Source organism: Lysinibacillus boronitolerans JCM 21713 = 10a = NBRC 103108 (genome assembly GCF_000772935.1).
Taxonomy (GTDB): Bacteria; Bacillota; Bacilli; order Bacillales_A; family Planococcaceae; genus Lysinibacillus; species Lysinibacillus boronitolerans.
This window is the reverse complement of sequence record NZ_JPVR01000023.1, coordinates 1-811: the sequence shown is the minus strand read 5'-3', so window position 1 is coordinate 811 and position 811 is coordinate 1. Positions and strand designations below refer to the sequence as shown.

The following is an 811-nucleotide window of genomic DNA, read 5'->3' as shown; positions in this document are numbered from 1 at the left end:
TGCCTTGCACGCAGGAGGTCAGCGGTTCGATCCCGCTAGGCTCCACCATAAGTAAATTAACCAGTATAAAGATCCTGGCGGCGTAGCTCAGCTGGCTAGAGCGTACGGTTCATACCCGTAAGGTCGGGGGTTCGATCCCCTCTGCCGCCATCTTAAAGGACCTTTAGCTCAGTTGGTTAGAGCAGACGGCTCATAACCGTCCGGTCGCAGGTTCGAGTCCTGCAAGGTCCACCATTTATATATTGTAACGGAGGTATACCCAAGTCTGGCTGAAGGGATCGGTCTTGAAAACCGACAGGCGGGTAACACCGCGCGGGGGTTCGAATCCCTCTACCTCCTCCAGTTTTAAATTTTTATAAATGGTGCTTTAAAAACTCGAAACAGCATAAAATTATCGCGGGGTGGAGCAGTGGTAGCTCGTCGGGCTCATAACCCGAAGGTCGTTGGTTCAAATCCGGCCCCCGCAACCAAAAGGTCCCGTGGTGTAGCGGTTAACATGCCTGCCTGTCACGCAGGAGATCGCCGGTTCGATCCCGGTCGGGACCGCCATTTTTAAAATCAAAGTCATGAGAAGCAAAAGAGTGAGCAAGCTTAGCATGGACGAAATGGGTCAGTAGCTCAGTTGGTAGAGCATTAGATTGAAGCTCTAAGTGTCGGCGGTTCGATTCCGTCCTGACCCACCATTTATGCGGGTGTAGTTTAATGGTAAAACCTCAGCCTTCCAAGCTGATGTCGTGGGTTCGATTCCCATCACCCGCTCCAAGGGCCTATAGCTCAGCTGGTTAGAGCGCACGCCTGATAAGCGTGAGGT

At 52.3% G+C, this 811-nt stretch carries 7 tRNA genes; all 7 read left to right on the top strand.

Annotation, left to right across the window (positions count from 1 at the left end):
- Positions 1-76: 76 nt before the first annotated feature.
- The 7 genes from CD31_RS00140 (at position 77) to CD31_RS00110 (ending at position 762) form a co-directional block, all read left to right on the top strand.
- Positions 77-150 (top strand) — tRNA-Met (locus tag CD31_RS00140).
- Between the two features lie 7 nt (positions 151-157).
- A tRNA-Ile gene (locus tag CD31_RS00135) sits at positions 158-234 on the top strand.
- Between the two features lie 15 nt (positions 235-249).
- Positions 250-342 (top strand) — tRNA-Ser (locus tag CD31_RS00130).
- Between the two features lie 53 nt (positions 343-395).
- Positions 396-470 (top strand) — tRNA-Met (locus tag CD31_RS00125).
- A gap of 3 nt (positions 471-473) precedes the next feature.
- Positions 474-549 (top strand) — tRNA-Asp (locus tag CD31_RS00120).
- A gap of 58 nt (positions 550-607) precedes the next feature.
- Positions 608-683: transfer RNA gene (locus CD31_RS00115), tRNA-Phe, on the top strand.
- A 5-nt stretch (positions 684-688) separates the two neighbouring features.
- Positions 689-762 (top strand) — tRNA-Gly (locus CD31_RS00110).
- The last annotated feature ends 49 nt before the right edge of the window (positions 763-811 follow it).